The 26,434-nt window shown below is 60.0% G+C and carries 22 protein-coding genes and 1 tRNA gene; 11 read left to right on the top strand and 12 right to left on the bottom strand.

The features are described 5' to 3' along the window. Positions 1 to 177 precede the first annotated feature (177 nt). The 5 genes from F8N44_RS03125 (at position 178) to F8N44_RS03100 (ending at position 3,706) form a co-directional block, all read left to right on the top strand. The gene (locus F8N44_RS03125) at positions 178 to 831 is read left to right on the top strand and encodes a hypothetical protein (RefSeq protein WP_150649267.1); all 654 of its coding nucleotides are present in this window, start codon (positions 178 to 180) and stop codon (positions 829 to 831) included. Next, entirely contained in the window at positions 828 to 1,349 is a 522-nt protein-coding gene (locus F8N44_RS03120; protein WP_150649266.1) for a hypothetical protein, read from the top strand. The genes F8N44_RS03125 and F8N44_RS03120 overlap by 4 nt, the downstream gene beginning before the upstream one ends. Continuing rightward, positions 1,346 to 1,867, top strand: coding sequence for a hypothetical protein (locus F8N44_RS03115; RefSeq protein WP_150649265.1), 522 nt, complete (start codon positions 1,346 to 1,348; stop codon positions 1,865 to 1,867). Before F8N44_RS03120 ends, F8N44_RS03115 begins: the two co-directional genes overlap by 4 nt. A 617-nt stretch (positions 1,868 to 2,484) precedes the next feature. After that, entirely contained in the window at positions 2,485 to 2,844 is a 360-nt protein-coding gene (locus tag F8N44_RS03110) for a DUF6124 family protein (protein ID WP_038361600.1), read from the top strand. A 502-nt stretch (positions 2,845 to 3,346) separates the two neighbouring features. Beyond that, positions 3,347 to 3,706: a DUF6124 family protein gene (locus F8N44_RS03100; RefSeq protein ID WP_150649264.1), complete on the top strand. Its 360-nt coding sequence runs from the start codon at positions 3,347 to 3,349 to the stop codon at positions 3,704 to 3,706. Between the two features lie 233 nt (positions 3,707 to 3,939). On the opposite strand, the gene F8N44_RS03095 is transcribed toward F8N44_RS03100, so the two are convergent. The 7 genes from F8N44_RS03095 to fdnG form a co-directional block, all read right to left on the bottom strand. Continuing rightward, a tRNA-Sec gene (locus tag F8N44_RS03095) sits at positions 3,940 to 4,035 on the bottom strand. A 6-nt stretch (positions 4,036 to 4,041) separates the two neighbouring features. After that, on the bottom strand, positions 4,042 to 5,958 hold the full coding sequence (selB, locus tag F8N44_RS03090) for a selenocysteine-specific translation elongation factor (RefSeq protein WP_150649263.1): 1,917 nt from the start codon (positions 5,956 to 5,958) through the stop codon (positions 4,042 to 4,044). After that, on the bottom strand, positions 5,955 to 7,367 hold the full coding sequence (gene selA, locus F8N44_RS03085; RefSeq protein WP_150649262.1) for an L-seryl-tRNA(Sec) selenium transferase: 1,413 nt from the start codon (positions 7,365 to 7,367) through the stop codon (positions 5,955 to 5,957). The genes selB and selA overlap by 4 nt, the downstream gene beginning before the upstream one ends. A gap of 180 nt (positions 7,368 to 7,547) precedes the next feature. Next, a complete protein-coding gene (gene fdhE, locus F8N44_RS03080) occupies positions 7,548 to 8,474 on the bottom strand; it encodes a formate dehydrogenase accessory protein FdhE (protein WP_150649261.1) in 927 nt (308 codons plus the stop codon). A 3-nt stretch (positions 8,475 to 8,477) separates the two neighbouring features. After that, complete coding sequence (locus tag F8N44_RS03075; protein WP_150649260.1) at positions 8,478 to 9,143, bottom strand: formate dehydrogenase subunit gamma; 666 nt, start codon at positions 9,141 to 9,143, stop codon at positions 8,478 to 8,480. Beyond that, on the bottom strand, positions 9,140 to 10,075 hold the full coding sequence (gene fdxH / locus F8N44_RS03070; RefSeq protein ID WP_034154153.1) for a formate dehydrogenase subunit beta: 936 nt from the start codon (positions 10,073 to 10,075) through the stop codon (positions 9,140 to 9,142). The genes F8N44_RS03075 and fdxH overlap by 4 nt, the downstream gene beginning before the upstream one ends. After that, positions 10,076 to 13,141 carry a formate dehydrogenase-N subunit alpha gene (gene fdnG / locus F8N44_RS03065; RefSeq protein ID WP_150649259.1) on the bottom strand — a complete coding sequence of 1,022 codons (3,066 nt, stop codon included), beginning with the start codon at positions 13,139 to 13,141 and terminating at the stop codon, positions 10,076 to 10,078. A 323-nt stretch (positions 13,142 to 13,464) separates the two neighbouring features. Here fdnG and F8N44_RS03060 point away from each other — a divergent pair, with 323 nt between their 5' ends. From F8N44_RS03060 to F8N44_RS03040, 5 genes are all read left to right on the top strand, one after another. Further along, positions 13,465 to 14,619 carry a MalY/PatB family protein gene (locus F8N44_RS03060; protein WP_150649258.1) on the top strand — a complete coding sequence of 385 codons (1,155 nt, stop codon included), beginning with the start codon at positions 13,465 to 13,467 and terminating at the stop codon, positions 14,617 to 14,619. A 215-nt stretch (positions 14,620 to 14,834) separates the two neighbouring features. Beyond that, positions 14,835 to 15,692 carry a glucose 1-dehydrogenase gene (locus F8N44_RS03055; RefSeq protein ID WP_150649257.1) on the top strand — a complete coding sequence of 286 codons (858 nt, stop codon included), beginning with the start codon at positions 14,835 to 14,837 and terminating at the stop codon, positions 15,690 to 15,692. 214 nt (positions 15,693 to 15,906) lie between these two features. Beyond that, a complete protein-coding gene (locus tag F8N44_RS03050; protein WP_150649256.1) occupies positions 15,907 to 16,518 on the top strand; it encodes a Yip1 family protein in 612 nt (203 codons plus the stop codon). Between the two features lie 45 nt (positions 16,519 to 16,563). Further along, the gene (locus tag F8N44_RS03045; protein ID WP_150649255.1) at positions 16,564 to 17,907 is read left to right on the top strand and encodes a cation:proton antiporter; all 1,344 of its coding nucleotides are present in this window, start codon (positions 16,564 to 16,566) and stop codon (positions 17,905 to 17,907) included. A 187-nt stretch (positions 17,908 to 18,094) separates the two neighbouring features. Next, on the top strand, positions 18,095 to 18,391 hold the full coding sequence (locus F8N44_RS03040) for a hypothetical protein (RefSeq protein ID WP_150649254.1): 297 nt from the start codon (positions 18,095 to 18,097) through the stop codon (positions 18,389 to 18,391). A 420-nt stretch (positions 18,392 to 18,811) separates the two neighbouring features. Here the strand turns inward: F8N44_RS03040 and F8N44_RS03035 are convergent, their stop codons facing one another. The 4 genes from F8N44_RS03035 to F8N44_RS03020 all read right to left on the bottom strand — a co-directional run bounded on the left by F8N44_RS03035 (position 18,812) and on the right by F8N44_RS03020 (position 25,318). Beyond that, entirely contained in the window at positions 18,812 to 19,348 is a 537-nt protein-coding gene (locus tag F8N44_RS03035) for a hypothetical protein (protein ID WP_016983364.1), read from the bottom strand. 77 nt (positions 19,349 to 19,425) lie between these two features. Then, complete coding sequence (locus tag F8N44_RS03030) at positions 19,426 to 21,345, bottom strand: PAS domain-containing sensor histidine kinase (RefSeq protein WP_150649253.1); 1,920 nt, start codon at positions 21,343 to 21,345, stop codon at positions 19,426 to 19,428. Between the two features lie 5 nt (positions 21,346 to 21,350). Further along, the gene (locus tag F8N44_RS03025) at positions 21,351 to 23,669 is read right to left on the bottom strand and encodes an ATP-dependent DNA helicase (protein WP_150649252.1); all 2,319 of its coding nucleotides are present in this window, start codon (positions 23,667 to 23,669) and stop codon (positions 21,351 to 21,353) included. Beyond that, positions 23,666 to 25,318 (bottom strand): VRR-NUC domain-containing protein, encoded by a 1,653-nt coding sequence (locus F8N44_RS03020; RefSeq protein WP_150649251.1) that lies wholly within the window; start codon positions 25,316 to 25,318, stop codon positions 23,666 to 23,668. The genes F8N44_RS03025 and F8N44_RS03020 overlap by 4 nt, the downstream gene beginning before the upstream one ends. Before the next feature lie 195 nt (positions 25,319 to 25,513). Between F8N44_RS03020 and F8N44_RS03015 the strand changes: the two genes are divergently transcribed. After that, positions 25,514 to 25,738, top strand: coding sequence for a YgdI/YgdR family lipoprotein (locus F8N44_RS03015; protein ID WP_077572987.1), 225 nt, complete (start codon positions 25,514 to 25,516; stop codon positions 25,736 to 25,738). Positions 25,739 to 25,883: 145 nt separating this feature from the next. On the opposite strand, the gene F8N44_RS03005 is transcribed toward F8N44_RS03015, so the two are convergent. Then, positions 25,884 to 26,258, bottom strand: a complete 375-nt coding sequence (locus tag F8N44_RS03005; protein ID WP_150649249.1) for a hypothetical protein — start codon at positions 26,256 to 26,258, stop codon at positions 25,884 to 25,886. Between the last annotated feature and the right edge of the window lie 176 nt (positions 26,259 to 26,434).

The raw sequence follows: 26,434 nt of genomic DNA, 5'->3' as shown, positions 1-26,434 counted from the left end.
TCACTCCCACAGGTTTGAGTTTCAGCCAAACATCCGTGTACGCAACACACCTTTCACGGCTAGCCAAATGCCATCACCTCCCTTATTCTGCGCACCCGCCAAAAACGCCAAGCCAGGAAGGCATCAATTGACCTTCCTGTTTGCCGCTAATCAACACACGCAGATTCAGGGATGTACATGTTCCAGTTATTCAAACTCGGCGCCGCGCTTGTGCTGGCCGCGACGCTCAGCGGCTGCATTACCGAAAGCGCTTCATGGGTCAGCGAACCTCTGCAACCTAAAGCCAACGAGCCGGTCAGCTACCTCGTCGGCTCGATCGGGCCGCAGTCAGTCAAATTCCCTGCCGCTGACAACCAGCGCATTTTCTTCCGCAAACGCGGTTCCGAATACGGCGCCGCCGGTATCTGGAAACTGGCCGGTGCCTACTCGACGCCTCAGGACATTCAGGATGGTGTCGGCGCAGCGAGCGTATTCGTGCTGCCCCTGAAACCGGGCGACTACGAGTTCTATGACTTCCAGTTCTTTTCCGCCCGCTACCAGCCTGGGCTCGGCACGGTTTTCACCTCGGCCGAGGCGCGAGAAAAATTCAACCTGCCGATGCGCCTTGAGCGCGGCAAGGCTTACTACATCGGCGAATTTCGCTCGTTTTGCCTGACCGCCGGGTTCTGCGCGTTCCGCTGGAGCGATCAGAACGCCCGTGACGCAGTGATCGCTCAGCGCATGACCCCAGGGTTGCCAACGCTGCAACCGCTGAAACTCGATCTGAAACGCGCCGAACCCTACATCTTTACCGGCCCCACTCCGAGTGTGGCCGTGGACGTCAAACCATGAAAAAAATCATCGCCCTCAGTACCGCCGCGCTGTTAACCGGCTGCACAGCCACCAACACCTTGCCTGAGCGCACCCTCGCCGACGGTCAGGATTATCTGGCACCGATCCACGTCATGGTTGATGACCCGATGAACTCGTCGACCCTGCGCAACTATCTGCGCCAGACCGGCGTGTTCCGCGAAATCCAGACCGGCACCGCCAAAGGTGACGAGTACAGCGTGCAGATCAAACTGAACATGCAGCGTGAGTTTCCGCCGTTTCCGCTGGTGATGCTCAGCTGCCTAACCCTGTTCACACTGCCGTTGTCCAAGGAATACAACACTGAGGCGCAGTTCTCCGTGTATCAGGGCGACAAGCGTCTGAAGCAATACAGCTATCGCAACACCACGCAGAAATACACGTGGCTGCTGGATCAGGGTGGCGAACTGGAAGGCCAGAACCTGAGTCGCATCGCCCGCGCGTTTGCCCAGGACGTCCAGCATGATCGTCTGATCCCTGCCGACGGGGCTGCGCAATGAACCTCAACGTCATCAAGTCTGCCGCCTTGCTCTTCGCCCTGCTGACGCTGGGTGGCTGCGCCAACACCCTGCAACCGCTCGACTATAAGGCCAGCACCGCCTACGTACCGGTCACACTCGGACTCGGCCCGGCCTACAGCCGAATCGACGAACAGCATCAACGCGAAACCATCAGCGCCCTGAAAAACACCGGCGCCTTTTCCATGCTCGATGGTGGCTACAGCCGCAACGGCTACAGCCTGTTGATCACCGAACCCAACGACGGCAAGGTCAATTGGTTGGCATTGATGAACGTCTTCACCCTGTTCACCTTCCCTATGCCTTACCACTACAAGGACAACCTGCGCGGCTCCGTCTTCAAGGACGGCGAACTGCTCAAGACCTACAACTACTCGCGCGAAGGCTGGAGTGTCATCACCTGGTACGTGCCGATTCCAGCGTTTGAAAACAAGCGGCAGATGCTTGATCAGTTGCTAGTGGAAATGGACAAAGACAAGGTGATTCCGTATCAGCCGTGACGGGATGAACGCGGATTCAACTGGAACAACGCAACCCCCTGTGGGAGCGAGCCCTTTATCAGGGACAGACCCCGTTTGCTCCCAGAGAAAAGGGTAAAGATTTATTTAACCAGTGATTTAAACAGTGGGGCTTGATCGACGTTTTCTGCTGACCGGGATGGCCCTTTCGCGAGCAAGCTCGCTCCCACATCTGGAATGCGTTTCCCTGGGAGCGAGCTTGCTCGCGAAGGGGCCAGTGAAATCAGCGCAAATCACCTTTTAAACTCAGGTGTTTAAAAGACACCTCTGGACACGCCTTCAAGGCTACAAATTCTTGCGCCATTGCCTACAGCTACGCCAGAATCCGCCGGCTTGTGCGCCATGGGGGTGGGCTCTATTGTGGGTCGGTCGCTGACGAATCAGCGATCGGGTTTCGCAGCCCGGACCAATCAAGGCGCACAGCGCTCCCAATCGTTGCTATCAAGATTTATGCAACGGTGCTTCATGGCAGCTGTGCGCGGGATACCTTCGGGTATGCCGGGTACCTTGATTCCCGGTCTGCGAACCTGCGTACAGCTGCCACCTCTCTTCGTTTCGCAGCGAAATGTGTCAGCTCCAGCAATCAAGGAGCTTTACCCATGATCAAACCAACACCCAACCCGCCCGAAATCGACCTCGCTTCCCCCTACGAATCCCTCGATTCAAAAAAGCTCAACGACGCCGCCGAGCGCGCCCTCGATCACTACCTTTGCCCACCCGGCTCCACCCCTCCGCCACGCAAAACCCGCCGGATGTACGCCGTTACCGCCGACTTCAAAAACGAGGAACTGCTGGCCGATGCCAGCGAAACACTCGCCTCAGCCAGAACCATCGCCCATGACTTCGCTCACCTCATACCCGCGTCGCAGCGCAGGACGCTGCTGGGCATCGCGCAGCTGATCATGCTTGGCGAACTCGCGGTGAATCGGGTGATGGATAATCTGGAGTTGCCCCAGTAGCACGGGCTGTGACAAGCCTTGAATGAGTCGGTGCAGCGGCTGACGTCTTCGCGGGCAAGCCCACTCCCACAGGGAAACGCATTCCAAGTGTGGGAGTGAGCTTTCTCACGAAAGGGCCAGTGAGGTCAGCGCAAATCGGCTTTTAAACTCAGGCGTTTAAAAGACACCTTCAGACACGCCTTTCAGGCTACAAATTCTTGCGCCATTGCCTACAGCTACGCCAGAATCCGCCGGCTTGTGCGCTTTGGGGTCGGGTTCTATTGTGGGTCGGTCGCTGACGAATCAGCGATCGGGTTTAGCGATCCGATACCTTACAGACGCTCAATCCCCTGTCTCAATTGCAGCTTTGTCTATCTGCACTTGGCGTCATGGTGGCTGTGCGTGGGAGACCTTCGGGTCTACCCGGGGTTTCTGTGACCCGGATCGCTAACCTGCGTACAGCCGCCACCTTTACTTGTTTAGCGATGAGCCGTGGCGGCTAAATCAACCACGGAGTCTCACCATGATCAAACCAACACCCAACCCACCCGAAACCGATCTCACCTCCCCCTACGAATCCCTCGATTCAAAAAAACTCCACGAAGCCGCCGACCGCGCTCTCGATCACTACCTCTGCCCACCCGGCTCCACCCCACCACCCCGTAAAACCCGCCGTATGTACGCCGTCACCGCGGACTTCAAAAATGAGGAGCTGCTGGCCGATGCCAGCGAAACACTCGCTTCGGCCAGAACCATCGCCCATGACTTCGCCCACCTCATCCCCGCATCGCAGCGCAGGACGCTGTTGGGAATTGCGCAGCTGATCATGCTCGGCGAGCTGGCGGTGAATCGGGTGATGGATAATCTGGAATTGCCGCAGTAGCACGGTTCTGTGACAAGCCCTGAATGAGGCTTTGTGGCTGCTGACGTCTTCGCGGGCATGCCCGCTCCCACAGGGGATTTCTGTCGCTAACGCGGCTAAGGTTCTACCGCCAATTTTGTGGGAGCGAGCCTGCTCGCGAAGGCGCTAGGTCAGTCAGTGAGATGTTGACTGAAAAACCGCATTCGCGAGCAGGCTCGCTCCCACACTGGATCGCGGTCGTCCTGAACAAGAACTGGCGGAAGGCAGCCGGAGTCGAACCTGCCCGGGAACGGATGCCGTCCCCAACCGGGTTTGAAGCCCGGCCGCGCCACCGGGCGCGATTGCCTTCCTTGAACTCATTGGGCGTCGGCGTGGGCCAGCGCGTTGTCGGGGCGGATCTGGCGGGATTCGCCGAGGCGTCGGGTCAGGCCGACGCGATCAAAATATTCCAGATACTGAATACAGCGTTTGCGTCCCAAGCCTAGCGCATCGCGGAAGGTTGTCACCTGGATCTGCGGATTTTCCTTGGCCAGTTTGAGCAGCACGTCGGCCATTTGGCGCAGTTGCACGTCACTCAAAAACAGGTCGCGCACCACTTGATGCATCAGACCGAGCCGCGCCAGCTTGCGTAGCAGCAGGCGTACGACGGCGTCGTCCTGACCGAACATTTTCGCGATGTCGCGTACCCACGGCGGGTCGAATCCGGCGTTTTCGAACAGCGGTCGTAATGCCTGCCAGAGGGTTTCGTCCTCGGCATTCAGGCGTACCTGATGATCTGGCAGGTGCAGCCATGGGCCGCTTGCCTGAATCGATCCGGCCGCCAGCAATTCATCCAGCAAACTCACGAACGTCGGACGCTCCAGCATCAGACCACTGAAGCGCCGCAAGCGATCGCGATCCGGGCCCATCTGGTCGGGTTCCAGTTCATGGAACTGTGCGAGTTGTTCCAGCAGGGTGAACTTCAGTTGCGCCCAGCGCTGCACGTTGAACAGCACCGGGCCTTGGCGGGTATCGATCAGGCGCACGTTTTCCGCTAACGCCCAGGTTGAGCGCGGGCGATTGAACTGACGTTCTAGCCTTAGCGGATCGAGGCCACCGGCGCTGTAGTTGAGCAGCACGGCCAAGACGTGTTCGAGTTTGTCGCCAGAGTTCAAGGCGCGCAGTTGCGCCAGACGTTCGGGGCTGCGGCGTTGTCGCGCCGGGGCAAACGGGTCGAGGACCTGGCCGCCACCCAAGGTGCGTTGCGCGCTCTGGTCGCGCAGGATCAGTCGATCCCCCTTCACCGCGTGCACCGGCGCATTGATCAGCAGTTGCGCAAACATCCGCTCGCCAGGACTCAAGCGTGGGCCTTCGAGCAGAGCCACCCGAGCGATAACATCCTGCGTGCCGAGGTGCACGTGCACGGGATGGAAGTGTTCGAAGGTGCGCTCGCCGGGCAGCAGTTGAAATTCAATATCGACCCGTTGTGTCGGCGCATGCAGCCATTCGCTGAGCAGCCACTGCCCGCGATGGATCTGCGCCAGTTCGAGGCGTTCGCCGGTGAGGTTCAACGCCACCCGCTGGCCGGCGACGGCGTGTTCGGCGGGTTGATTCTGTGCATGCAGGCCGCGCACTCGCACCGTTTTCCCGGAAGGCGCCATAACCAGTTTGTCGCCAACCGCAACCGTCCCCGACAACGCTGTGCCCGTGACCACAATCCCCGCACCTGCGACGCTGAACGCCCGATCAATCGCCAAACGAAAACCGCCCTGAAAACTGCGCGCCTGCACCTCGTTTTGCACCTGCATCAGCGCCGCGCGCAATTCATCAACCCCCTTCCCGCTCACACTCGATACCGTAAAAACCGGCGCCTCGGCAAACGGCCCCGGGGCGAGCAGATCCAGCACCTGGCGTTGCACTTCTTCCACCCTGCCCGCTTCGGCGCGATCGCATTTGGTAACCGCCACCACGGCGCGCGGGATGCCAAGCAATTCAACAATCGCCAGATGTTCACGGGTTTGCGGCATCACGCCGTCATCCGCCGCGACCACTAGCAACACCAGATCGATGCCTTGCGCGCCAGCGAGCATGTTGTGGGTGAATTTCTCGTGACCGGGCACGTCGATAAACCCGGTCAACCCCGCGCCCGGTTCGAGTTCGGCATAGAGATAGCCAAGGTCAATGGTCATCCCGCGCTCGCGTTCCTGCGGGCGGCGGTCGCCGGTTTGTCCGGTCAGCGCTTGCAGCAGCGAGGTCTTGCCGTGGTCGATGTGCCCTGCCGTGCCGACGATCACGGGTCGACCTGCAGGTGGGGCAATTGCCCGAGCCACGCCGGTTCATCGTCGAGCTGACGCAGATCCAGCCAAAGCGCATCGTCGTCAATCCGCCCGAGCACCGGGATCGGCAAGGCGCGCAACGCCGCTTCCAGATTCAGCAGGCAACGCCCGCGCAAACGCTTGGAGACCTGCGGCCGCATACACAATGCCGCACTCGGCAAACGCGCCACCGGTTGGCTGCCGCTGCCGATCATGCCCAAGGCCTCGACTGCGCTGACCTGCCAGATCTCGCCTAATACTTGAGCCAGCATTGGTTGCAGGCGTGAAGCCTGGGCGAAGATGTCAGCCTGCGGGCGAGTCAATAGACGCAAACTCGGCAAACGTTCAGCCAGTCGATCCGGATCGCGATACAAACCCAGCACCGCCTCCAGTGCCGCCAAGGTCAACTTGTCCACCCGCAGCGCGCGTTTCAGCGGGTTTTTCTTGATCTTCGCGATCAGCTCTTTGCGCCCGACGATCAACCCCGCCTGCGGACCGCCGAGCAACTTGTCGCCGCTGAAGGTGACGATGTCCGCGCCATCCAGCAGCGCTTGCCGCACGGTCGGTTCCGCCGGCAAACCCCAACGGGTCAGATCCAAAAGGCTGCCACTGCCCAGATCTTCCAGCAACGGCAAGCCATGCCGATGCGCCAACTCCGCCAGTTCAGCGGTCGGCACGCGAGCGGTAAATCCTTCGATGCTGTAGTTGCTCGCATGCACGCGCATGATCAAACCGCTGCGTGGGCTGATCGCCGCTTCGTAGTCGCGAGCATGGGTGCGATTGGTCGTGCCGACTTCGTGCAGGCGCACACCGGCGCGGGCCATGATGTCGGGGATGCGGAAAGCGCCGCCGATTTCGATCAACTCACCGCGCGAGATGATGCCTTCCTTGCGCGCGCCCAGACTGTTGAGCGTTAGCAGCACGGCGGCGGCATTGTTGTTGACCACGGTGACGGCTTCGGCGCCGGTCAGTTCGCGGATCAGGCCTTCGATCAGGTCATCACGATCACCGCGTTTGCCACTGGCCAGATCGAATTCCAGATTGAGCGGATAACGCGCGGCCATTTGCACCGCTTCGATGGCTTCGTCGGGCAACAAGGCGCGGCCGAGGTTGGTGTGCAGGACGGTGCCGGTGAGGTTGAACACCCGACGAACCTGACTGCGCTGCTGTTGCGCCAAGCGTTCGCCGACTCGGCCGGCAAGGACTTCGGCGCCGATTTCAACGGCGGACAAGTGCCCGTTCAACACGCCGGGCCGCAGCTCATCGAGCAACTGACGCAGCCCCGTCAGTAACGAATCCCGGCCGTAACGCTCGGCCAACGGCGCGCACGCCGGGTGACGCAACAACCCGTCAATAGACGGCAAACGCAGGGCAACGCTGGAAGACATCAGCCACTCCTGATTCAACTGAAACAGCCCCTTCGGGAACAAGCTCCCTCCCACAAGGGTTTCAGAAGTGTAGACGCACTGTGGGAGCGAGCCTGCTCGCGAAAGCGGTAAGTCAGTCAAAGCTGATGTGGCTGAAATGGCCCCTTCGGGAGCAGGCTCCCTCCCACAGTTTTGCTCTCGTCAATCGTCTCCCGGTGCCAGCAACAGATTCGGTGCCAGCCGCTGATAACCGTCCTGCGCCAGTCGCATGTCCAGCAGCAAACTGGAGAGATCCGCCGACAAGGCTTCGGCGTCAGCATCGTTCTCCAGATACACCAGTTTCAGATAACTGTTACAGCCCGGACAGACCTCTGCCCTAAGCGGCGCCTGATTCGCAGCATGGCGATCGTCCTCAAGGCTCAGATAATCGAGGCCCTTGCTCGACTCGCAGTACACGCACTTGACCCGCACCACATGCCATTCACAGGCACACAGCGAGCAGACCAGATAACGCAAACCGTTGTGCTTGCCGCGATGGCGGATTACCCCGGCCATCGCCGGCGAACCACAGGCCGGGCATTGGCTGAGGCTGTCACCCGGTTTGAGTTGCAGATTCGGCGTGCTGAGCAGCCAGTGACTCCACGCCACTTGCAGCGCGGCGCCGAGAAACGGCACCAGTTGCGCTGGCACCATCGAATATTGCCCGCTGACCAACGCCACGGCCCACGCGCGCAACTGGCCGGGACTGGCGGAACGCAAGGTGTCCACTGCATCTACAACGGCGGGTTGTTCAACCGGCGCATAGCGTTTCAATAAAGCATCAAGATAAGCCTGCCAACCCTCTTCACGCACCAAGGTGTCAGCCGCAAACGGCGGCAAACCATGCTGCTGACAGGCCTCGATCCGTTGCTGATCAAACGGCGCCGTCAGCGGCGGATCGTCGAATACCTGTTGCTGAATCCGGCACAACCCGGCGATCAAGCGTAAGTACTCGGCCAACGGATGCCCTTGCGCCAAAAACTCTAGACGATCAGCGCGCAGGGTGAACAGGTTATGCGGTGGCAGATGCAGAAACGGCGGCGAACTCGCCGCCGCTTCGATTTCCCCAGGCTCAAGAATGGTTGGCAAAAGTCAGCCCTTTTTGGTGATCGGTCGCTCCGGCACGTCCGCTTGGCGTTCATCGCGGGTCACCTCGCGATACCAGAGTTCATGGTGTTTCTTCGCCCAGGCGCGGCTGACCCAGCCATGCATCATCGCGTCCACCGAGCCTTTGATCCACAGCCCGGCGTAGATGTGAATGATGATGCTCAGCACCAGAATGAACCCGGCCAGCGCATGCAACAGCATCGCCCAGCGAATCACGGTGATGTCGAAATACGCACTGAACCAGGCGCGCCAAATGACCAGTCCGGTGAACAGCAAACCGAGCATGCACAGCAGTAAAGTCCAGAACAGCAGCTTTTGCCCGGCGTTGTACTTGCCCACTGGCGGCACGCTTTCCTCGTCATTGACCAGCACCCGGTCAATGCGGCGCATCCACTTGCCGTCGTTGCTGATAAAGAAGTTGGCGCGCCAGAAACTCAGCACCAGACCGAGGAAAAACACGAACATGGCGATGCCCATGTACGGGTGCAGAATCCGCGTCCACGGCCCGCCGCCGAACAGGTTGCTCAGCCAGAACAGCGACGGGTGAAACAACGCCAGTCCGGACAGCCCGGCCATGAAAAACAGGATCGCCACCAGCCAGTGATTGGTGCGTTGGTTGGCGGTGTAACGCAGGATCGTCTTGTTGCTCATGGCCGCTCCTCCCCGCGTGGATCGAAGGTGTGCACGGCCGGATCGACAACGTGCACCGAGGTGTCAGGTGGAGTCGGATGTTCATCCTCCTCGACCCGGTTCGGCCCGATACGCACGTAATGGAAGAACCCGGCCAACACCGCCGCGCCCATGGCCAGCAGGCCCAGAGGTTTGCTGATGCCCTTCCACAGGCCCACCAACGGGCTGATCGCCGGATCCTGCGGCAGGTTGGCGTAGATGGTTGGTGTATCGGCGTGGTGCAACACGTACATCACATGCGTGCCGCCAACACCGGCCGGGTCATACAGACCAGCGTTTTCGAAGCCACGGCTTTTCAGATCGACGATGCGTTCGGCGGCGTGTTCCTTCATGTCTTCCTTGGTGCCGAAGACGATGGCGCCGGTCGGGCAGGTTTTCACGCAGGCCGGTTCCAGCCCTACAGCGACCCGATCCGAACACAAGGTGCACTTGTAAGCCTTGTGATCCTTCTGCGAAATGCGCGGAATATTGAACGGGCAACCGGTGATGCAATAACCGCAACCGATGCAGTGATCCTGATCGAAATCGACGATGCCGTTGGCGTGCTTGATGATTGCGCCGGGACTCGGGCACGCCGCCAGACAACCGGGCTCGGCGCAGTGCATGCAGCCGTCCTTGCGAATCAGCCACTCGAGGTTGCCGGCGTCGGTTTCGTGCTCGGTGAAACGCATCAACGTCCAGGTTTCGGCGCTGAGGTCTTGCGGGTTGTCGTAGGTGCCGTGGTTGTGGCCGACCTCGTCGCGCAGCTCGTTCCATTCCGAGCAGGCGACCTGACAGGCCTTGCAGCCGATGCATTTAGTGGTGTCGATCAGCTTGGCGACCGCCTCCTGATTCCTCACCGATGGCGGCACCGTGGTGGTGGCCGAGCGGGCAATAATGTCTTGGCTGGCCATTTACAGTTTCTCCACGTTGACCAGGAATGACTTGGATTCCGGGGTCTGTGTATTGCCATCGCCGAGGAACGGCACCAGGGTGTTGGTCAGGTAACCGTGACGCGTCAGGCCGGTGAAACCCCAGTGCAGCGGGATGCCGATCTGATGCACGACCTGGCCGTTGACCTGCAGCGGCCGGATCCTTTTCGTCACCACCGCCACCGCTTCGATAAAGCCGCGCTTGCAACTGACGCGCACGCGATCACCGGCAGCGATGCCCTTCTCTTTCGCCAGCACTTCACCGATTTCGACGAACTGCTCGGGTTGAGCAATCGCGTTTAACTTGCAGTGCTTGCTCCAGAAGTGGAAATGCTCGGTGAGCCGGTAACTGGTGCCGGCGTACGGGAAGTCCTTGGCCTCGCCGAGGGTTTCCCAGACCGAATCGAAGATCCGCGCCGCCGGGTTGCTGGTGGCTTTCTTGTTTTGCGGGTGCAGCGGGTTGATGCCGATCGGCGTTTCGAACGGCTCGTAGTGCTCGGGGAATGGCCCCTCGTTCATCTTGTCGACGGCGAAGAACCGCGCGACGCCTTCGGGATTCATGATGAACGGGTTCATCCCGGCTTCCGGCGGTACATCGGCTTTGTAGTCCGGTACATCGGTGCCGGTCCAAGCCTTGCCGTTCCACCACACCAGGCGTTTTTTCGGATCCCACGGTTTGCCGGCGACGTCCGCCGAAGCACGGTTGTAGAGAATCCGCCGGTTGGCCGGCCACGCCCACGCCCAGCCCAGATGCTGATGCATACCGAATGGGTCGGCGTTGTCGCGGCGGGCCATCTGGTTGCCGGCCTCGGTCCAACTGCCGGCGAAGATCCAGCAACCGGACGCGGTACTGCCGTCATCCTTGAGCAAGCCAAACCCGGCCAGTTGCGAACCGGCCTTGACCGCAACGCCCGCGGCATCGGTGAAATCAGCCACGGCACTGCCGTTGATTTCCTTGGCCAACTCTTCCGGCGAAGGCTCGTCGGGGATCTTGTACGGCCACGTCAGTTTCAGCAGCGGATCAGGGAATTTGCCGCCCTCGGCCTGATAGCGCTTGCGCAGGCGCAGGAACAATTCGCTCATGATGCGAATGTCGGTTTGCGCTTCGCCCGGGCCGTCGGCGCCTTTCCAGTGCCACTGCAGCCAGCGGCTGCTGTTGACCAGTGAGCCGTCCTCTTCGGCAAAACAAGTGGTCGGCAGGCGAATGACTTCGGTCTGGATTTCGTCGGTTTTCACATCGTTATACGGCCCGACGTTGTGCCAGAACTCCGAGGTTTCTGTCGCCAGCGGATCCATCACTACCAGCCATTTCAGCTTGGCCAGTGCGCCCATTACGCGGTTCTTGTCCGGTAGTGCAGCGATCGGATTGAAGCCTTGGCAGAAGTAGCCGTTGACCTTGCCCTGGCTCATCAGGTCGAACATCTTCAGGACGTCGTAGTTGGGGATGTCGAGTTTCGGCAAATGGTCGTAGCACCAATTGTTCTCGACGGTCGCGTTGGCGCCGTACCACGACTTCATCAGGCTGACGTGGAATTTGCTGTAGTTCTGCCAGTAGGACAACTGCCCCGGTCTAAGCGGAACCTGCGTGCGCTTGTGGATGAACTGACCGTAGTCCTGCTCGCTGTCGCTGCCCAGCGTCAGGTAACCCGGCAGTGCGTTGGAGAGTAAGCCAAGGTCGGTCAGACCCTGAATATTCGAGTGACCGCGCAAGGCGTTGACCCCGCCACCGGGCATGCCGACGTTGCCCAACAGCAGTTGCACCATCGCCGCGCTGCGAATGATCTGCGCGCCGATCGAGTGCTGGGTCCAGCCGAGGGCGTAGAGAATCGTCATGGTCTTGCCCGGAATCGAGCAGGTGGCGATCTCTTCCCAGATTTTTTGCATGGCGTCGACCGGCATGCCGCAGATCTGGCTGGCGAGGTCGATGTTGTAGCGGCTGTAATGCTGCTTCATCAATTGATAGACGCAGCGCGGGTCTTGCAGGGTCGGGTCGACTCTGACGAAGCCGTCCTCGCCCAACTCGTAACCCCAGCCGGATTTGTCGGTGTAGCTGCGTTTGGCCACGTCGTAGCCGCTGAAGATGCCGTCTTCGAAGCCATAGCCTGCTTTGACGATGAACGACACGTCGGTGTAATTGCGCACGTACTCGTGCTGGATCTTGTCCTCGGTCAGCAGGTAATTGATCAGCCCGCCCATGAAGGCGATGTCGGTGCCGGTGCGGATCGGCGCGTAATAGTCGGCCACCGAAGCAGTCCGGGTAAAACGCGGATCGACCACGATCAGCCGCGCAGCGTTGTGCGCCTTGGCCTCGGTCACCCATTTGAAGCCGCACGGATGCGCTTCTGCTGCGTTGCCGCCCATCACCAGGATCAGATTCGCGTTGGCGATATCGGTCCAGGTATTGGTCATGGCACCACGGCCGTACGTCGGGGCAAGACTTGCCACCGTCGGGCCGTGTCAGACACGCGCCTGGTTATCGAACCCCAGCATGCCGAGACTGCGAATCACCTTCTGGGTGATGTAACCGGCTTCGTTGGACGCTGCCGACGCGGCGAGGAAGCCGGTGGTCAGCCAGCGATTCACCGTTTGCCCATTGGCATTTTTCTCGATGAAGTTGGCGTCGCGGTCGGTTTTCATCAGGTCGGCGATGCGGTCGAGCGCTTCGTCCCAACTGATTCGCGTCCATTCGCTGCTGCCCGGTTTGCGCGTTTGCGGGTAGAGCAAACGGCCGGGGCTGTGAATGAAGTCGAGAAGGCCTGCGCCTTTCGGGCAGAGGGTGCCGCGGTTGACCGGATGGTCGGCGTCGCCCTCGATGTGAATGATGCTTTGCGCTACGTTCTTCGCGGTATCGCCCTGGCTGTACATGATCAAACCGCAGCCGACCGAGCAATACGGGCAGGTGTTGCGGGTTTCATGGGTGTGGGCAAGCTTGAAGTGGCGCACCTGCTCGGCGAAGGCCAGCGTCGGGGCCATGCCCAACGCGCCCAGGCTCGAGCCTGCAAGGCCGATACCGGCGACCTTGAAGAACTGACGACGGCTGAGATCCATCGTGCACTCCTGATCAGGTGGAACCCGGTACTTGTGCCGGGTTTTATCTGGACAATCACGGTTGCGGCAAACGTCTGCCGACCTTTTCACTGTAGACAATGACCACACGATCTGTGTGAAAACCGACCGTCGGCGACAATCGGTCATGCACTGGAAAACCTGTGGGAGCGAGCCTGCTCGCGAAGAGGCCCTGTCAGTTGAGACAAATATTGACTGACAGACCGCTTTCGCGAGCAGGCTCGCTCCCACAGGTTTTGTGTGCTCCAGCACGGCCATGGGCTTATCATGCCCGCAGGACCATTCCCGCCTTCACGAGACCGCGCATGACTTTCGATTTTGATCAGCTATTCGACCGCCACAACACCGGCAGCACCAAGTGGAGCCGCTACCCGGCCGATGTGTTGCCAATGTGGGTCGCTGATATGGATTTCGCCGCGCCACCGGTGATCATCGAGGCGCTGCAACAGCGCCTGCTGCATCCACTGGTGGGCTACAGCGTGGCGCAGGACAACCTGCGTGAAGCCATCGTTGCCGACCTGTGGAACAAGTTCGCCTGGAAGGTCAAACCGCAAGAGCTGATCTTTCTGCCAGGCGTCGAGTCCGGTTTCAACATGGCTTTGAAGGCGCTGGTGCAGCCGCAGCAAAACGTCGTGGTGCAAGTGCCTAACTATCCGCCACTGCGCCACGCGCCGGGCCACTGGGGTTTGAACAAGGTCGAGCTGGAGTTCATTGCGCAGGCCGACGGCACTTACCTGACGCCGCTGGATGTGCTGCGTGAATCGCTGAACGGTGGCGGCGCGCTGCTGTTGAGCAACCCGCACAACCCGATCGGCAAGGTGTTTGGCCGTGAAGAGCTGCAAGCAGTGGCGGATATCTGTGCGACGCAGGACGCGTGGATCATCTCCGACGAAATCCACGCCGAATTGTGCTACGACGGTCGCGTGCACATTCCGACCGCCTCCCTGAGCCCGGAGATTGCCAAGCGCACCATCACCCTGATGTCGGCGAGCAAGGCCTACAACATCGCCGGCCTGAAGACCTCGTTCATGATCATTCAAGATGCTGCCCTGCGTGAGCGCGTCAACCATGCCCGCTGCGGCATGGTCGACAGCGTCAACCCACTGGGCATGGAAGCCACCCGCGTCGCTTACAGCGAAGGCGCGCCGTGGCTGGCCGAATTGAAAACCTATCTGCAGGCCAACCGCGACTGGCTGGTTGAAGCAGTACGCAGCCGCTTGCCGGGCCTGACCATCAACGTGCCGCAGGGCACGTATCTGGCCTGGCTGGATTGCTCGGCGCTGGATCTGGACAACCCGCAGCAGTTCTTCCTCGAGCAGGGCAAGATTGGCCTCAGCGCCGGTCTGGACTTCGGCGATCAGCACCAGCAGTTCGTACGCCTGAACTTCGGCTGCCCGCGTTCGTTGCTTGAAGAAGGCATTGCCCGCATGGAGCGCGCCCTGACTACACGCAATACCTGAAACCTCAGATGATCCCCTGTGGGAGCGAGCTTGCTCGCGAAGGCGGTGGTTCAGTCAACATTGACGTTGGCTGACACTCCGCCTTCGCGAGCAAGCTCGCTCCCACATTGGTTTTGCATTTCCAAGTCGGAAAATGCGGCGTAAATCCGATCGAACTCACGGCAAACGCACCGGGTCAACCGCCCATACCTGCCATGAGACCTCGGAGACCCACGATGACTGACTATCCAAAACCACCCTTCCCCGCACAAGCCCAAGCCGTGCCCGGTTCGCAACGCAAAATGGAACCCTATCCAGATTGCGGCGAGCAAAGCTACGTCGGCTCCGGGCGACTGGCCGGCAAGATTGCCCTGATCACCGGCGCCGACAGCGGCATCGGCCGTGCAGTGGCGATCGCTTTCGCCCGTGAAGGCGCCGACGTTGCAGTCGCCTATTTGAATGAACACGAAGACGCCCAGGAAACCGCACGCTGGGTCGAACAGGCCGGGCGTCAGTGCATTCTGCTGCCGGGCGATATCGCGCAGAAATCCCATTGCCAGGCCTTGGTCGACAAAACCGTCGAACGCTTTGGCCGCATCGACGTGCTGGTCAACAACGCCGCGTTCCAGATGACCCATGAAAACTTCGAGGAAATTCCCGATGAGGAGTGGGTGATGACCTTCGACGTCAACATCACCGCAATCTTCCGCCTGTGTCAGGCTGCGATCAAGCACATGGGCCCCGGTTCGTCGATCATCAACACCAGTTCGGTCAACTCGGACATGCCCAAACCGACCCTGCTCGCCTACGCCACCACCAAAGGCGCAATTGCCAATTTCACTGGTGGACTGGCGCAGATGCTCGGCCCGAGGGAAATCCGCGTGAACAGTGTGGCGCCCGGTCCGATCTGGACGCCGCTGATCGTCTCGACCATGCCCGATGAAGAAGTGCAGAACTTCGGCGGCAACACCCCGCTCGGCCGCCCCGGGCAACCGGTGGAAGTGGCGCCGATCTATGTGCTGCTGGCCTCGGACGAAGCCAGTTACATCACTGGCCAGCGTTATGGCGTGACCGGCGGTAAGCCGATGCTCTAACTGCCAGCCTCCATATCTCTGTAAGAGCTGTCGAAGGCTGCGATCTTTTGATTTTGTTCTTCATTCAAGATCAAAAGATCGCAGCCTTCGGCAGCTCCTACTGGACGGTGTGAGCCCGTAAAATCCGTGGTGTGCAGAAAAACTGAACTGCCGTCCCCAAGACCTCTCCATACCTTTAAGAGCCCCAATAGGTCGTCAGGATCAGGAGGTCGTCATGTCTGCCCCTCTTATCAAGCTCTTCACCCAACCCAACTTCGCCTGGACCGATATCCGCCGCGAAGAAGAAGCCCATCCCCGGCATTACCTCGCCCATCTGCTGATACTGGCGCTAATACCGGCAGTGTGTCTGTTCATCGGCACCACCTATGTCGGTTGGAGTCTGGCGGCCGGTGAAACCGTGCGATTAAGCAGCGCCAGTGCTCTGCAGTTGAGCATTCTGCTGTACATCGCCATCGTTGCCGGGGTCGCGGTTATGGGTGGTTTCATTCGCTGGATGTCACGTTCGTTCGACACGCGCCCGACGCTCAATCAATGCATCGGATTCGCCGCATACACGGTCACGCCGTTCTTTGTTGCTGGCATCGCCGGGCTGTACCCGAGCCGCTGGCTGGCGATTCTCGTACTCGGCGCGGCCTCGGTGTATTCGACGTTCCTGTTGTTCGTCGGGCTGCCGACCTTTATGCATGAGCGCAAGGAGCAAGGCCTGCTCAACGCGGCGTGCGTCTGGGGCGTCGGTTTGCTGGTGATGGTGACCATTCTGGTGTCGATGATTCTGCTGTGGTTCAACGTGCTCATTCCTGAGTACCTGCGCACGACCGTGGGCTGACCCGGTGCGATTGCCGTCACATCGACCATTTGAGGGCGGCAGATCATGAGTTTTATCGTTTGGGTTGCCGTGCTCGGTGCTGTCCTGCTGACCCTCGCGCTGACCTCGTCGTACCTGCGCTGGATGCCAGTTACCACCTCGGCCGTGTGTTTGTTACTGGGGATCGGCATCGGCCCCAGCGGCCTCGACCTGCTGAAACTGTCTTTGGAAAACGCCTCGCTGTGGATGGAGCACCTGACGGAAGTCGCGGTGCTCTTTTCCCTGTTCGTCTGTGGCCTGAAGCTACGCTTGCCGTTGCGTGACAAGCGCTGGCGAATCGCCTTTGGCCTCGCCGGACCGGTGATGGTGCTGACCATCGCCGGGGTTTGTCTGCTGCTGCACTTCGCGCTGCGCTTGCCGTGGGGGCCATCGTTGTTGATCGGCGCAATTCTGGCGCCGACCGACCCGGTGCTGGCGGCGCTGGTGCAGGTCAACGATGCGCGGGATGTCGACAGTGTGCGTTTCGGGCTTTCCGGTGAAGCTGGGCTAAATGACGGCATCGCCTTCCCGTTTGTGATTCTCGGCCTGTTGTTACTGCACGGCGATGGCAGCGCCGCTGAATGGCAGGGATGGGTGTTGCGTAACGTCTTGTGGGCGGTGCCTGCCGGTTTGCTCACCGGTTACTGGATGGGCCGTGGTATCGGCCGCGTGACCCTGTCGCTGCGCATTCACAATGACGACAGCACGCTCAGCCCCAATGATTATCTGGCGTTGTCGTTGATTGCCCTGGCCTACGTCGTTGCCGAAGCCATTGGCGGTTATGGCTTTCTGTCGGTGTTCGCGGCCGGGCTGGGCTTGCGTCAGGTCGAAGTCAAATCCACCGGCGCCAGCCAACCGCCCGCCGAGCATTTGGTGCAACCGGTAGTCGGGCATCAGAACGTCGAACCGCAACACGCGGTGCACGGCGACACCGAACGACTGGAAAGCAGCCAGGTTGCTGCCGGGATCATGATGGGCGACATGTTGTCGTTCGGCAGCCTGGTCGAGCGCGCCATGGAGGTGTTTCTGGTGACCCTGCTTGGCGTGGTGCTGGTGGCGCACTGGGATTGGCGGGCGTTGCTGGTGGGCGGCGTGTTGTTCTGCCTGATCCGCCCGATCTGCGTCGCACTGATGCCTTGGGGTGCACTGATGGAGGGGCGGCAACGGCTGTTGATCGGCTGGTTCGGCATTCGCGGGATCGGTAGCCTGTTCTATCTGTTTTATGCCTTGAATCATGGGCTGACCGACACAGTGGCCACCTTGTGTACCGACCTGACCTTGTCAGTGGTGGCGCTGAGCATTTTGCTTCACGGTATCAGCACGCAACCGATCCTCGCTCGCTATGAGCAGCATAAGAAACAAAAATCCTGATTATTGGTAGCGATTTTTATCCAGCAATCGATCGAACTTTTTTCTATAAAAAAATGGATCCCTGCGCAATGGCCAGCAGTCACAAGCATAACCCCTCGCCGGAAACATCAGGCGGGGCCCGGCAGGTTCGGTTCCACTGCGGCTTTCAAGCCTTTTAAAGGAATCCTTGAAGAATAAGGTTACGGTCATGAAAGAATGCTCGACTCCGGCACAAATCAAGGCTTGCAGAGCACTGGCTCTGGAACGCAATCGTCAATTGTTCGATAACGCTCACACGCTTAATCGAGCGGCTAATGCGCTGCTTGACGTTAAGGATCTGGACATCGAACAGTTCGAGCGCTACCGCGCACTGCGCAAGAAAGCCGATTTGATGTTTGAAGATGCCATCGACCATTTGTGCGTGTTGAACGAAGATTTCCCGCCGATCCCGATGTCTTCGCAGAACTCGATGGCGCTGCGTCGAGAGCTTGAGACCGTGGAGTGAGCCAGAGCAGCCCCTCACCCTAGCCCTCTCCCAGAGGGAGAGGGGACTGACCGAGGTGAATGGTCGAGGTACGCCGACTTGAGATACCGAGTCGTACGCAGATTTTGACCGCGACAGAGATCGGCTCCCTTCCGAGTGAACCCTGACAGCCCCTCACCCTAGCCCTCTCCCAGAGGGAGAGGGACCTGACCGAGTGAATGGTCGGGATACGCCGACCTGAGATACCGAGGCGAACGCAGACTTTGACCTGAGATACCAAGTCGAACGCAGATTTTGAACTGCACGAAGATCTGCTCCCTTCCCCCTCGCCCCCTTTGGGGGAGAGGGCTGGGGTGAGGGGGATCGATCTAAAGTGCACCACAAAATCCAGCCAAAATGAAAAGCCCGGCTACATGTGCCGGGCTTTTACGTGAAGATCAATCATCCCCCCGGATTGGTCACCTGAATAAACACCGCATAACTCCCCAGCAACACCCAAAACGTCGCAAAGATCCAAGGCGTGCGCACCGAAAACAGCAGCGACTTGCGATAGCCCTTGTGGCTCGACTCCATCTCACTGAACAGCGGCGATTCGTCGTACGCCAGGCCCATCAGCGGCTCGCTGTGCAGCAAGTGGCTCTGCTTGAAATGCCAGTGATCGATGATGTCGTACGCCGCGCGAATCCCCGGCCAGGCATTCAGCGAACTTAGCAGCCCGAGCAGCGCCAGAAACGGCGGCACCACCAACGTGAACAACTTGCCCCACTCCGGGTTGAGGTTGGCCATGCACGAGGCAAAGGCAATCACCAGGAACGACTGCGCGGCCAGATAGGCATCGGTACGATTGGCGAGGATGCTGGTTTCGTACTGGATCTCCCGCCGATAGAAATCCAGCCGTTCCTTGGGTGAGCCGAACATCTTGGCGTCATGTTCGGTCAGGGTTTCTTCAGCCGTGGGCTCGGTCAGTATGCGAGACAAAAGATGCACGCTCCGGAGTGGGGAAACAGTTTAGAAGCCCCCCTCGGCGCGCAAGTTCAGACCGATTGACCGGTGCCTCACTTCATCGATTGGGCAATGATCGTCACCAGATTCATCTGCGTAAACGGCTTGGGCAACCGTGGCAGTTGCGCGGCAAAACCTTCCAGACGCTCGGCATAACCAGTGGCCAGAATGATCGGCAGATCCGGTTTGAGCACACGCACGGCATGGGCCAGTTGCGCGCCGCTCATCTTCGGCATGGCCATGTCGGTGATCATCAGGTCGATGACTTCGCCCTGATCGAACAGCGCCAGCGCCTGCGCACCGGATGTCGCACTGACCACCCGATGGCCAAGGTCTTCGAGCAGCAGACTGGTACTGGTCAATACCAGTGAGTCGTCATCCACCACCAGCACGCTGAGTCGTGGCACCACCACAGGCTCGGCGTGTGGCTGCAGCGGCTTGCTGACCGCACCCTCGCCGGCCATCGGAATCCACAGTTCTGCAGTGGTGCCCTGAGCTTTTTCGCTTTTGAGGACGAAACGCCCACCGAGTTGTTCCATGAAGCCGTGGACCATCGACAGGCCCAATCCAGTGCCCTTGCCCAGGCCTTTGGTGGTGAAGAACGGATCTCTGGCCGAGGCCAGGGTGTGCGCATCCATGCCCTCCCCGCTGTCGATCACGCTGAGGCAGACGTAGCGCCCTGCCGGAAGATCCGAATGCCCCAGCTCAAGGACCACTTGCGGTTCAGCAGTGATGCTGACCGTACCGCCGTCGGGCATGGCGTCGCGGGCGTTGGTCGCCAGATTGAGCAAGGCCAGTTCCAGCTGATTGGTGTCCGCCAGCACTGGCTCCAGATCTTCGGGGAACTGCGTTTCGACGCGGATGCCCGGCCCCAGGGAACTGCGCAACAAACCGGTGATGCCCTGCACCAGTTGCGGGATATCGACGGACTCGGTCTTCAGTTCCTGACGACGGGCGAACGCCAGCATGCGCTGGGTCAGCGACACGCCGCGCAATGCGCCCTGAGTGGCGTTTTCCAGCAAGCGGCTGATTTTCGCATCGTCACCCATGCGTTTTTGCACGATTTCCAGATTGCCGAGAATCACCGTCAGCAGATTATTGAAGTCATGGGCGATACCGCCGCTGAGCTGACCGATAGCCTGCATCTTCTGCGCCTGGAACAGCGCTTCACGGGTTTTCTCCAGCGCCTGCTGGGCCTGATGGGCTTCGGTGATGTCACGGGTGATCTTGGCAAACCCGAGCAATGTGCCGGTATCGCCACGAATCGCATCAACCACTACATGAGCAAGAAACCGCGTGCCGTCCTTGCGCATGCGCCAGCTCTTGTTTTCAAAACGACCTACGCGGGTGGCGATTTCCAGCGCCCGTTGCGGCTCGCCGAGTTCGCGGTCTTCGGGGGTATAGAAAATCGAAAAGTGCTGACCGATGATTTCTTCCGGCAAATAGCCTTTGATCCGCTGTGCGCCCTGGTTCCAGTTACTCACCCGGCCCTCGGGGCTGAGCATATAGATCGCATAGTCGGTGACACCCTGTACCAGCAAGCGGAATTGCTGCTCGCTTTGCTTGAGGGTTTCCTCGGCCATTTTGCGGTCGGTCAGATCGCGGGTGATCTTGGCGAAACCGAGCAGCTTGCCATTGGGGTCGATGATCGGATCGATCACCACGTGCGACCAGAAGTTGGTGCCGTCCTTGCGCACCCGCCAGCCCTCGCCTTCGAAGCGTCCTTCACGGATCGCCGTATCGAGCGCCCGTTGCGGCAGACCGGCGGCGCGATCGTCAGCGGTATAGAAACGGGAGAAATGTTCGCCGAGGATTTCCGCTTCTTCATAGCCCTTGAAGCGTTTGGCGCCGGAGTTCCAACTGGTGATGATGCCGTCGGGGTCGATCATGTAGATCGCATAGTCGACCACCGCATCGATCAATAGACGAAAACGCATCTCTTCGATCGCCGCGGTCTTGTTCTTTTCGCTCATCACACTCACCAGCCGTTGTCATGAGCAGAAGTATGCGGTAATCCAGCGAATTGGGAAGCGGCCGTCTCATGATTGATCGCCCACCAGCGCGGTAGCAGCTGTTTGATCCGGCTTTCGGCAAAGCGATCGTCAATCAGCAGCACCACGCCACGATCCTCGCGGGTACGGATGACCCGCCCGGCGGCCTGCACCACTTTCTGCACGCCGGGGTACAGGTAGGTGTAGTCATAACCGGCGCCGAAGATGGCCGCCATGCGCAGTTTGAGTTGTTCGTTGACCGGGTTGAACTGCGCCAGCCCCAGTGTCGCGATGAACGCGCCGATCAATCGCGCGCCGGGCAAATCGATGCCTTCGCCGAACGCACCGCCCAGCACGGCGAAGCCGACGCCCTGGCTGTGTGCGGTGAATTGATCGAGAAACGCCTGCCGCGCGCCTTCGAGCATCCCCCGCGATTGCTGCCACAGGGTGATGTGCGGGTACCGCTCAGCGAGCAGCGACGCCACTTGTTGCAGGTAATCGAAGCTGCTGAAAAACGCCAGATAGTTGCCCGGACGCTCACTGAACTGTCGCGCGATCAATTCGACGATCGGCTCCAGCGAGGCCTGACGATGGTTGAAGCGCGTCGAGATGCGGCTGACGATCTGCACCTGTAACTGCTCGGCACAAAACGGCGATTCGACGTCGATCCACACGGTGTCGGCGGGCGTACCGAGCAAATCGGCGTAATAGTGGCGCGGGCTGAGGGTTGCCGAGAACAGAACGCTGCTGCGCGCCGCTTTCAGGCGCGGGCCGATGAACGCGGCCGGCACCACGTTGCGCAGGCACAACTGCGACAGCGGCTTTTTGCGGTCGAGGTCGCGCTTGCTGATGTCGAACAGGTAATGCTCGTCGTACAGCTCCGCCACCCGGGCGAATTGCAGCAGGTCGAAGTAGAAGTTCTGCAAGGCGCTGTCGAGACCTTGCGGGTGGTCATTGAGGTAATCACCAATGGCCGCGCAACACAGCGAGATCGCCTGCAGGAGTTTTTCCGGAGCCTTGTCGTACGCCTGATAGGCCGCCAGTTGCGGCGCATGCAAGGCGTTCCATTCACGGCTGATCCGTTGCAGGGTGTTTTTCAGCGCGGCGGGCGCGGTTTTGCGCACGCTGCCCAGAGTGAACTGATCAAGACTGGCGCTGTACATCTGCCGGCCACGTTCGACGAGGTTGTGCGCCTCGTCCGCCAGCACCGCTACTTTCCATTGGTTGAGTTGCGCGAGGCCGAACAGCATGGCGCTGAAATCGAAGTAATAGTTGTAGTCGGCGATCACCACGTCCACCCAGCGGGCCATTTCCTGACTCAGGTAATACGGGCACACCGCGTGTTGCGCGGCGACCTCGCGCATGGCGGCTTGATCGAGCAGGCGAATTCGGCTGGCCGCTTCCCGCGCGGCCGGCAGGCGATCATAAAAACCTTGGGCCAGCGGGCAGGACTCGCCGTGACAGGCTTTGTCCGGGTGTTCGCAGGCCTTGTCCCGGGCGACCATTTCCAGCACCCGCAAGGGCAAGGCTGGCGACTGATCGAACAACACCTGACTGGCATCCAGCGCCAGTTTGCGCCCCGGTGTCTTGGCGGTGAGGAAGAACACCTTATCCAATTGCTGCGGCGCCAGAGCCTTGAGCATCGGGAACAGCGTGCCGAGGGTTTTGCCGATGCCGGTCGGCGCCTGGGCCATCAGGCAACGGCCGGTGCTGACAGCCTTGAACACCGACTCGGCCAAATGCCGCTGGCCCGGACGAAAGTCAGCATGGGGAAACGCCAGTTGTTGCGCGGCCAGATTGCGCGCCTCGCGATGGGCCATTTCCTGTTCGGCCCATTGCAGGAAGAGCGTGCATTGCTGTTCGAAAAAGGCCTTGAGGCTATCGGCGCTGAAAGCCTCGACCAGACACGTCTCTTTCTCGCTGACGATATCGAAATACACCAGCGCCAGATTGATCTGTTCCAGTTCGAGCTTGCGGCACATCAACCAGCCGTAGATCTTCGCCTGCGCCCAGTGCAACTGGCGGTGGTTGGCCGGTTGCTTGCTCAGGTCGCCACGGTAGGTTTTGACTTCTTCCAGGCAGGTTTGCGCCGGGTCGTAGCCGTCCGCCCTGCCCTTGACCTTCAATTGCCGGAACTCGCCTTCGAGCGCCACTTCGCTTTGGTATTTTTCGCTGCGTCGCGAGGCCACGGTGCGGTGGCCAGCGATGCCTTCCAGCGCCGTCGGTGATGGAGTAAAGCGCAGGTCGAGGTCGCCGGTCTTGGCGGTGAACTCACACAGTGCGCGCACGGCAATGTTGTAGCTCAAGCGCTCTGCTCCGCCCATTGCACGTAACACACCGCCACGGGCATCTGGTGCTGGTGGCAGAACTCCAGCCAGCGCAATTGGTTGTCCTGCAGGCGATCGCCGGGGCCTTTGACCTCGATCATTCGGTAGGTTTTGTGCTGTGGCCAGAACTGGATCAGGTCGGGCATGCCGGCGCGGTTGGCCTTGATGTCGAGCAGCAAGCGGCTGAACCAGTGCTTGAGGTGTTCGGCAGGCAAACAGGCCAGTGCTTGCTCCAGCAACGTTTCATTCAATGCGCCCCAGAACACGAATGGCGACTGGATACCCCACTTGTCAATGAAGCGCTGGCGAATGGTCGCCGCATAGCGACCGTCATCGAGTTCGCTCAGGCACGCCTGAAACAGCTCGGCGCGGCGTTGCTGGAAGTCTTCGTTGAGCAGGTCCACCGGGCCACGCTGGAACGGGTGAAAGAACGCCCCGGGCAACGGCGCGAAGATCGCCGGCCAGCACAACAGGCCGAACAGCGAGTTGATCAGGCTGTTTTCCACGTAATGCACCGGGCCATCGTCATCGTGCAGATGCGCCTGCACGTAAAACTCCACGGACAACGCAGGATCGGTACGCGGCAATTGCAGGTCCAGACGCTCGACCGGTCTGGCCGTCGCGCGTTTGAGCGGCGGGCCGCCGAGCTTGCGCCGCAATCGTGGCAATATCCGTTGCAGGCCTTGCTGTTCGGCGGCGCTTTCCGGCGCCTGTTCCGCCAGCGTCGCGAGTTCCAGCGCCAATGGGTATTCGCCGCTGCGCTCCAGCACGCGAATCATGCGCAAACGCGCGCCAGGATAGGCACAGTCGCGGTAAATGCTCAGGGCCAGGGCAAATTCGCTGATGCGCTCGCAATACTGGCCGATCTGGAACAACACCTTGCCGCGCCGGCGTTGTAGCCACGGGTTGTCGAAGTGCAACGCACTCACCTGCTCGACAATGGTTTGCAGCGGCTCGCCGGCCTCGAAACGCATTTGGCAGTGGTGCAGGAACAGACAGGCGTCGACGTCTTCGCGGCTGCGCAGGCCCCGCGAGTCGGCGCAGAACTCGACTTTTTCATAGGTGAAGATGCCAAGGTCAGCGAGGACGAATTCCGACCAGTCCTGATACAGATTGCCGAAGAACATCAGCCGCAAGCGGTCGCACAGGTCCATGAGGGTCAGGCTGAACAGCCGGTCATCGAGCTGCGGCGCCCAATCGCGCAGGCTGCGAGTGTCTGCAAACTGCTCGGCGAGTAGCGCAAGCCAATCGTCCTTGCGCCCCTTGGGCTGCTCGATGAAGGCTGCAAACGCTTGCAGGATCTCGGCCTTGAGCAACACGTCGAACAACTCGGCGAGGGCCAGCGGTGCGTGTTCGTCGATCCAGCCACGTTCCAGTAAGGGCTGCGCGGCGGCAGCGATGTCACCGATTTCAACGTAATTGAGTTTGCCGGCCCGAAAATGCACACCCTTGCGCATCACCATCCGCACCAGCAAACCTTGCGAAGCACGGGGCAAGGCCTTGAAGTCGCGGATGAACGCGTGTTCCGTTTCGCTCATCACATCGGCATAGCGAAGCTCAAGCCAATCAAGCACTTGCCGGAAGTTGTTAAGGTAATAGAACGGGTCGTCGAGGGGATTGGCAGTCACGGGAATTCTGGGGCCATGGCGAGCGAGTACTGGTTATGCGTACAGATAACAGCTGTGCCCTGCCCGGTGCAAACGGAAAATGATCAATGGCATTTTTTCGCCGGGCTATCGAACTTTTCTCACGGAGATAGCACCAACCGCGTTAGAAGGCCGACAATGCTCGGCATCACATCGAATGAGGATTTAGAAGTGGGTATGAAAATCAAGTCACTGGGCATCCCTTTCGCCGTCGTTGCCGCACTGGCGCTGGCCGGTTGCTCGACGCCGACGGTGGTCACCCTGCAGAACGGTACCCAGTATCTGACCAAGGACATGCCGAAAACCAAAACCAAGGACGGCTTCTATGAGTTCGAGGATATTTCCGGGGCCAAGGTGAAGGTCCGTGCCGATGAAGTCGCGACGGTCCGCGAGGAAGACTAGGTTTCGCTCGTTCCCACGCTCCGCGTCGATCGTTCCCACGCTCTGCGTGGGAATGCAGACCCGGACGCTCTGCGTCCCTTCAAAGCCGAACGCGGAGCGTCCGTTGAGGCATTCCTTTGCTGCGCGTGGGAACGATCATTGCGTGTTATTCGAAGGTTGGCATGCCCGGAATGCTGCCATCGCAAGGCATGTACTTGCCGCCCCGCTTGACCACTTCTCCCTGCAAACGCCGGCAGCGTTCCAGATCCTGCTGCGCCATGCGATCGATGCTCAGATTGCCGGTGGTTTTCGGCTGCTTGCCGTCACCCAGGCGCAGGGTCACGAACGGTTGTTCGGGCTGAATCTGAAAGCGGCTCTTCTCTTCAACCGGCTCGACCGCCTCGGTTTTCGCCGGGCTCGGCAGTTGGTCGGTGGTGATGCCGTAACGGCTCAGAATCGAACTTTGAGGCAGATCGGCGCAGACATTGGCTGAACACAGCGCCAGTGCGACGAACCCGACATACCCCTTGAAACCTTTCACGTTTGAATCTCCTGTACTCAATGGCGGCTAGCTATAGAACGTGTGTGCACGTGCTGGCTTTAGGCCGCATTTCCTGTTTGCAGGGGTTTGAGTCAGGGAATGGCTGTCGAGTCACTTTTAAACCGCGTTATCGTTCTTCGCGAGCAAGCTCGCTCCCACAGGGGATTTGTAAACGA

It is taken from the genome of Pseudomonas fluorescens (genome assembly GCF_902497745.1).
GTDB classification, from domain to species: Bacteria; Pseudomonadota; Gammaproteobacteria; order Pseudomonadales; family Pseudomonadaceae; genus Aquipseudomonas; species Aquipseudomonas fluorescens_BM.
The sequence above is the reverse complement of the archived record's forward strand: the minus strand, read 5'-3'. Positions and strand labels throughout refer to the sequence as shown.

What these genes read in the sequence shown, in the direction of transcription:
- F8N44_RS03125 (WP_150649267.1), top strand. Translation starts at nt 178, where the DNA reads ATGTTCCAGTTATTCAAACTCGGCGCCGCGCTTGTGCTGGCCGCGACG.
- F8N44_RS03030 (WP_150649253.1), bottom strand. Translation starts at nt 21,345, where the DNA reads ATGAGCGAAAAGAACAAGACCGCGGCGATCGAAGAGATGCGTTTTCGT.
- selA (WP_150649262.1), bottom strand. Translation starts at nt 7,367, where the DNA reads ATGTCTTCCAGCGTTGCCCTGCGTTTGCCGTCTATTGACGGGTTGTTG.
- F8N44_RS03120 (WP_150649266.1), top strand. Translation starts at nt 828, where the DNA reads ATGAAAAAAATCATCGCCCTCAGTACCGCCGCGCTGTTAACCGGCTGC.
- F8N44_RS03040 (WP_150649254.1), top strand. Translation starts at nt 18,095, where the DNA reads ATGAAAGAATGCTCGACTCCGGCACAAATCAAGGCTTGCAGAGCACTG.
- F8N44_RS03015 (WP_077572987.1), top strand. Translation starts at nt 25,514, where the DNA reads ATGAAAATCAAGTCACTGGGCATCCCTTTCGCCGTCGTTGCCGCACTG.
- F8N44_RS03045 (WP_150649255.1), top strand. Translation starts at nt 16,564, where the DNA reads ATGAGTTTTATCGTTTGGGTTGCCGTGCTCGGTGCTGTCCTGCTGACC.
- F8N44_RS03115 (WP_150649265.1), top strand. Translation starts at nt 1,346, where the DNA reads ATGAACCTCAACGTCATCAAGTCTGCCGCCTTGCTCTTCGCCCTGCTG.
- F8N44_RS03050 (WP_150649256.1), top strand. Translation starts at nt 15,907, where the DNA reads ATGTCTGCCCCTCTTATCAAGCTCTTCACCCAACCCAACTTCGCCTGG.
- F8N44_RS03075 (WP_150649260.1), bottom strand. Translation starts at nt 9,143, where the DNA reads ATGAGCAACAAGACGATCCTGCGTTACACCGCCAACCAACGCACCAAT.
- F8N44_RS03060 (WP_150649258.1), top strand. Translation starts at nt 13,465, where the DNA reads ATGACTTTCGATTTTGATCAGCTATTCGACCGCCACAACACCGGCAGC.
- F8N44_RS03110 (WP_038361600.1), top strand. Translation starts at nt 2,485, where the DNA reads ATGATCAAACCAACACCCAACCCGCCCGAAATCGACCTCGCTTCCCCC.
- fdxH (WP_034154153.1), bottom strand. Translation starts at nt 10,075, where the DNA reads ATGGCCAGCCAAGACATTATTGCCCGCTCGGCCACCACCACGGTGCCG.
- F8N44_RS03100 (WP_150649264.1), top strand. Translation starts at nt 3,347, where the DNA reads ATGATCAAACCAACACCCAACCCACCCGAAACCGATCTCACCTCCCCC.
- F8N44_RS03055 (WP_150649257.1), top strand. Translation starts at nt 14,835, where the DNA reads ATGACTGACTATCCAAAACCACCCTTCCCCGCACAAGCCCAAGCCGTG.